6 protein-coding genes are annotated in these 4,620 nt (G+C 55.2%); 2 read left to right on the top strand and 4 right to left on the bottom strand.

Annotated elements, in window-relative coordinates; all coding sequences use genetic code 11:
* The first annotated feature begins 73 nt into the window (after positions 1 to 73).
* On the top strand, positions 74 to 343 hold the full coding sequence (locus EPL01_RS21230; RefSeq protein ID WP_135827277.1) for a DUF7389 domain-containing protein: 270 nt from the start codon (positions 74 to 76) through the stop codon (positions 341 to 343).
* Positions 344 to 726: 383 nt separating this feature from the next.
* Here the strand turns inward: EPL01_RS21230 and EPL01_RS21225 are convergent, their stop codons facing one another.
* Positions 727 to 1,128, bottom strand: a complete 402-nt coding sequence (locus tag EPL01_RS21225; RefSeq protein ID WP_135827276.1) for a hypothetical protein — start codon at positions 1,126 to 1,128, stop codon at positions 727 to 729.
* 81 nt (positions 1,129 to 1,209) lie between these two features.
* On the bottom strand, positions 1,210 to 1,530 hold the full coding sequence (locus EPL01_RS21220) for a hypothetical protein (protein WP_135827275.1): 321 nt from the start codon (positions 1,528 to 1,530) through the stop codon (positions 1,210 to 1,212).
* A 336-nt stretch (positions 1,531 to 1,866) separates the two neighbouring features.
* Between EPL01_RS21220 and EPL01_RS21215 the strand changes: the two genes are divergently transcribed.
* Positions 1,867 to 2,199 carry a helix-turn-helix domain-containing protein gene (locus EPL01_RS21215; protein WP_135827274.1) on the top strand — a complete coding sequence of 111 codons (333 nt, stop codon included), beginning with the start codon at positions 1,867 to 1,869 and terminating at the stop codon, positions 2,197 to 2,199.
* A 348-nt stretch (positions 2,200 to 2,547) separates the two neighbouring features.
* Here the strand turns inward: EPL01_RS21215 and EPL01_RS21210 are convergent, their stop codons facing one another.
* On the bottom strand, positions 2,548 to 2,922 hold the full coding sequence (locus EPL01_RS21210) for a DUF8112 family protein (RefSeq protein WP_135827273.1): 375 nt from the start codon (positions 2,920 to 2,922) through the stop codon (positions 2,548 to 2,550).
* A 144-nt stretch (positions 2,923 to 3,066) separates the two neighbouring features.
* A partial coding sequence (locus EPL01_RS21205) for an MBL fold metallo-hydrolase (protein WP_135827272.1) occupies positions 3,067 to 4,620 on the bottom strand: 1,554 nt, incomplete at its 5' end.

Raw genomic sequence — 4,620 nt, 5'->3', positions numbered from 1 at the left:
AAAATGCCCTTCGTGAACTGTCCGACGACGTGGTCGCACCGTCCAACTGAACACTAAGTAATACAGCTACACCATGTCAGAACACAACTCGCCGTCTCGCGCAAGCAACGAATCGAAAGTAACCAATGACGAATCGTCACCAACGGAGTACGTTGAGCGGAGCGACGTCGGTGTCTCGCTCACCGTGAAACTCAAGCGAGGGACTGGGACGCGGGATGAAGACCAGATTAAGGCGAAGGTCAAAGCGAAAACGCTTGACGACGCCCGTGACGATATGGACGCACTTCGAGCGTATATTCGTGATCTTGCCGAGGAGGCTCGCCAGATTCAACCGATGGAGTGAGATGGACCGAGGCGTCCTATTGCAACCCTGTAATCCCTACAGGTTTACCAAGAATACGGCGATTGCCGATTCTCCGAAAGTCAGGAGATGGAATCTATTTCAAATTTTGTTTTTCTGATCAAAGTCAGCTCTATCCGTCGTCTTGCGAACTTGAAGTTCGACGAGTTGGCTAGATGGGAGGTGAGTTTCGTCCAAGACGTGGAGGAACGTCTGTCTACCCCTACTCCGGAATGTGCTTATCGCACTATCACCAACTTTACTGAATCAGCCTCAACCCCTCAAGGGTACATCTGGAACACGGTGCCTCGACGATAGCACAGGACAGCAGACGCTGCTTCAACCCCACAAGGGTACATCTGGAACAATTCCTCCCAAGACATGTCCTAGCTGAATACTCGGGAGTGGATATCGTCCAATTGAGAGAGGAGTGAGCCGACCTCCTGCTCGCTCGGGTTGTACTCGAATAAGATATCCGAACCATTCTCATCTAGCAATACCGCGTTCGCTTCTAGAATCTCGCGGCGGTCTTCGTCCACCGGCCGTTCACAAGTAATCTCCGCGATGACCAACCGGATGTCGTCTTCCGTTAGCTCCATCTCTAGTTCGGCGGTGAATTCTTTGCCGTCGAATTCAATGGGTGCGTCGAGAGCGAACCAGCAGAGGCAGTCCTCCATCAGCGGGTCTACTGTGGAGACGCGGTTGCCGAGTTCTTCTTCGACGAGGGTACAGAATTCGACGACGCGCTCGTCGGCCATGTCGGGGATACGGGATGCGACGTCCGTCATGTTTCCGGGGATGCAATTAAGGGCCATAAAGCTGGTTCTCGAAATCGGGGGCACCAACTACGCTATTCCGACGTAGTTGGCTTAAACCGGGACAGTAAACCAGTTAATGATGATATTAGTGAGGGTATAGAAGAATCCGAACGCTACGACAAGGACCCGCACTTTTGGTCTGAACGACTCCATGGAGATAGCTGCACCAATTGTTCCGGCACTAATGCTGATGACTGCCCCTAGTTCGCTTGTCGGAACGAAGATGAAGAGAATAGTAAGTAGTGAGCGAGTGAAGACATCAACCGTTTCTGCAGGAGTGTCTGCTGCTTGGAGTCTATTTAGATAGAAGAGCACGAAGAGTCCGAGGGCGAGAACCCCGCCAACACTAAATGTTTCCTTGAGGTTGCTCATGCTATCACCGGCTCTGTGAACGCGGTCGTTGGTTGCTGGCTATGCGTCGTTCGGAGAGGTTTCGTTTTAGTGCTGTTGTCGAGTTGCATGGTCTTTCTCCGGAGCGCTATAGTCGTCACTAACCGTCGAGGCAGCGCTGTCTCCCAGTCGCAGGGCGGCTTGCGCTCTAAGTTCTGACAGCACTTACTCAGTAATAAGAATGATGAAAGATTGGATATTTTACAATAAAATCGCATGACGTCGGGGGTGTGTAGAACCATTAACGAAAACACCTTGGACGCCATAATCGGGTGAGAATACCCAAAATACATATCGTATACTTGCGGCAAAAATTGTATGATAGTCGAACTTGAGCGACGAGAGGAATGGAACGGCCTCATACGGAAGATAATCTCTGAGGAGACCACGGTCTATTTCTCAGGATTCGATGACGACGAAGCGGAAAAGCGAGCTATCGTCTTCAAAGAGATATGGGAGCGAAGTGGTGGCTGTGAGATCATCGAGAGCGAGTCTATTCCGGTTGATGTGGTGACAATGGGACGCGCCGCGGTTGTGGCCTATCGGTACAGTATTCACCAGCGGTCAGTCAAGGAGATTGCAGAGGAGTTCAAGGTGGCAGAGAGTACTGTGGAGCAGTATCTCTCTGATTTCCAACAGGGCCGTCGGTAGCTGGTCTCTCTTATCCGTCTATAATATCGTGGCGACCGCGCTCGCTTATCAAATTCGAGCGCCGGGCCGTATCGCTACTAACCACTGTCGCCGTCTACTGGATAGCGATCATTGGTTAGCAGTACGCCGTACTTGGACTCTCCCCGTTTGGAAAACACCTACTCGGTCGTTTAGTGACGAAAAAACGGATTACACCAGCAGTACCACTAACCAATGAAACCGACTCCTGAAAACGCTTCATTGGTTAGCGAGAGATGCATCGTCCGTCTCAATTTTCGCATCTGCTGGACTACCTAGCGAGAACCAGCGACCAGCAATTGAGAGAATGGCCCCACCCCAACTTGCGCGCTATCCGTCGCTTCCTTCGTCCGGTCCGCTATACTCCTCTAACTCCACACCCGTCAGCACGAGCCGCGTACTCTGCGAGGCGGCCACTTGCATCACACCGAGAAACGCAGTAGCGACGACCTCGGCCGTCCCGAGTGTGGGGGTTTCGAGCATCCCAGCGTTACAGTCGCGACAGTACACCCGTGGGAGATTCCACTCGTCGTGTCCGGCGGTCCGATACGCATAGACGGTGACACAATGCCCGTCGTATAACTCCCGGCCGCAACAACAACACGTCCCCTTTGCACCGTTTAGCCCAACCTGCAGGCCAGTCAAGACTTGCTCGACGTCGGTCTCGACGCGCACAGTCTCGGATTCCGGTTTGGCGAACGCCATCCTACCGACACCTCCGACAGACGACGCCCGCGCCACTTGTCTCACCGCGTTCCAGACGTACCCTTGTGGGGTTGAAGCGAGCAGACACACGACAAAGAGACGTTCGTGAGCGCGCGTTCCAGATGCACCTCGTAGAGTAATAACTCAGTCAGCATCGTCTGTAGTTGTGTCGTGGATTTGAATATTAATTAGCTGGCCCGGTGGGAGGTCAGTCTCGTCCAAGACGTGGAGGAACGTCTGCCCATCCCCACTCAATACTCGTGCTGTCACAGTCTCAGTCGGGTCCTCGGCGTCAAGCTTCGACTCGATAGCGTCCAACCGAGTCAACACCGTCGATTCGAACGAGTCCGTCTCAGGGTCCGGCGAACTCGCCGCCGCTAGGTCGCCGCTTCCGTCGTCAATCATGGCGGGATGTGACTGGTCGGCCTCAGTCGAAGCAACCGAACCACTTGTTCGGCCATCGTGGTCGGTCTCAATCGATTGGGTAGAGAATCGGTCTCGAAGCTCGTCAACTGCCACACCTTCCGCTGATAGATCGACCGGCGTTCGTTCGGGAACTGGGAAGTTCTCGTGGGTGGCAACGGGTTTGTCGCCGAGCGCCTGCCATTGTTGCATCCGAATCTTTTGGACGACTCTCTCGGTGAGCCAGCCCGGCGCAACCCACTCGCCCGCCTCGTAGAGAGTGTGCTCGTGGGCGTCGTTGGTACCCCACGTGAAACACTCGTCGTAGCGCTTCTGGAACCGATTCAGCTCCCCGCCTGTCGCGTGCTTGATGACGACGTGCTGTGGCGCTAGCTCCGCGACGGTCTCGTCGAGCGTCTCGGGCGTCGGATGGTTGATGACCTCGAATGCGTGGGCCGTACACGACCCGCCGGAAACAGGCTCAGCCCCGCCCGTCGTAAGTTGGACGAACACCGCAGAGGGGTCGTCCTCAATAGCCCCAAACAATCGCTTGGCGCTTCCTCGGACAGGCTCGTCAGGACCACAAATCGTGATGACGCCCGAGTCCAAGACCTCCGACGGCTCAGAGAAAACCGGCTGTGATTCGACGTTCGGCGTATCGAAGTCAAGGTCGTCCCAGAGTTTCGCGGTTTGACCGACGAGTCGAATCGGAAGTGTCCGGTCAAGTTCGTTGACTAAGTGGCCGAGGAGCGTCGCGTAGTGAACGCCCGTCAGCGCGCTCGTAGCGACGACGACAGGCGATCCAGCGAACCCGCGTTCGAGAATCGTTCGCAATGAATCGTTGAGGTGAGTCGTGGACTCGTCGGTCGTCGCAACGTTCAGCAGGACGGCATCGATATCGACCGGCAAGGCCGTCTCCAGTCCAGGAAACCCCGCGCAGGGCCGAGTCGTGAAGTCACTCGTTACGAGGAGATACTGCATTTCGTCGTCGAATGTCGAGTTGGCGCTCGCCTCGTCGTGGAACCGAATGACGAACCCGACAGCACCGGGCGTGTGCCCCACCGGAATTGGACGAACTTCGAGGTTCGGTAGGATAGCGGTCCAGTCCTCGATTGATTCGAGTGCGTTAAGTGCGTCTGAGACAGCCCCGAGGTCGTTGTGTTTCTGGGCTTCGGGGAGTGCGCGCTCGACAATTGTCGCTGTTGCGGGGGCCGTATAGATCGGAGCGTTGTGGCGAACATTATCGCCAAGTGTCCGGTAGTGGTCGATATGGCCGTGCGTGAGTAGTATCGCGTT

The organism is Halorussus ruber (genome assembly GCF_004765785.1).
Lineage (GTDB): Archaea > Halobacteriota > Halobacteria > Halobacteriales > Haladaptataceae > Halorussus > Halorussus ruber.
Note: the sequence above shows the minus strand (reverse complement) of the source record. Positions and strands in the feature narration are given on the sequence as shown.

What these genes read in the sequence shown, in the direction of transcription:
- EPL01_RS21230 (WP_135827277.1), top strand. Translation starts at nt 74, where the DNA reads ATGTCAGAACACAACTCGCCGTCTCGCGCAAGCAACGAATCGAAAGTA.
- EPL01_RS21220 (WP_135827275.1), bottom strand. Translation starts at nt 1,530, where the DNA reads ATGAGCAACCTCAAGGAAACATTTAGTGTTGGCGGGGTTCTCGCCCTC.
- EPL01_RS21210 (WP_135827273.1), bottom strand. Translation starts at nt 2,922, where the DNA reads ATGGCGTTCGCCAAACCGGAATCCGAGACTGTGCGCGTCGAGACCGAC.
- EPL01_RS21225 (WP_135827276.1), bottom strand. Translation starts at nt 1,128, where the DNA reads ATGACGGACGTCGCATCCCGTATCCCCGACATGGCCGACGAGCGCGTC.
- EPL01_RS21215 (WP_135827274.1), top strand. Translation starts at nt 1,867, where the DNA reads ATGATAGTCGAACTTGAGCGACGAGAGGAATGGAACGGCCTCATACGG.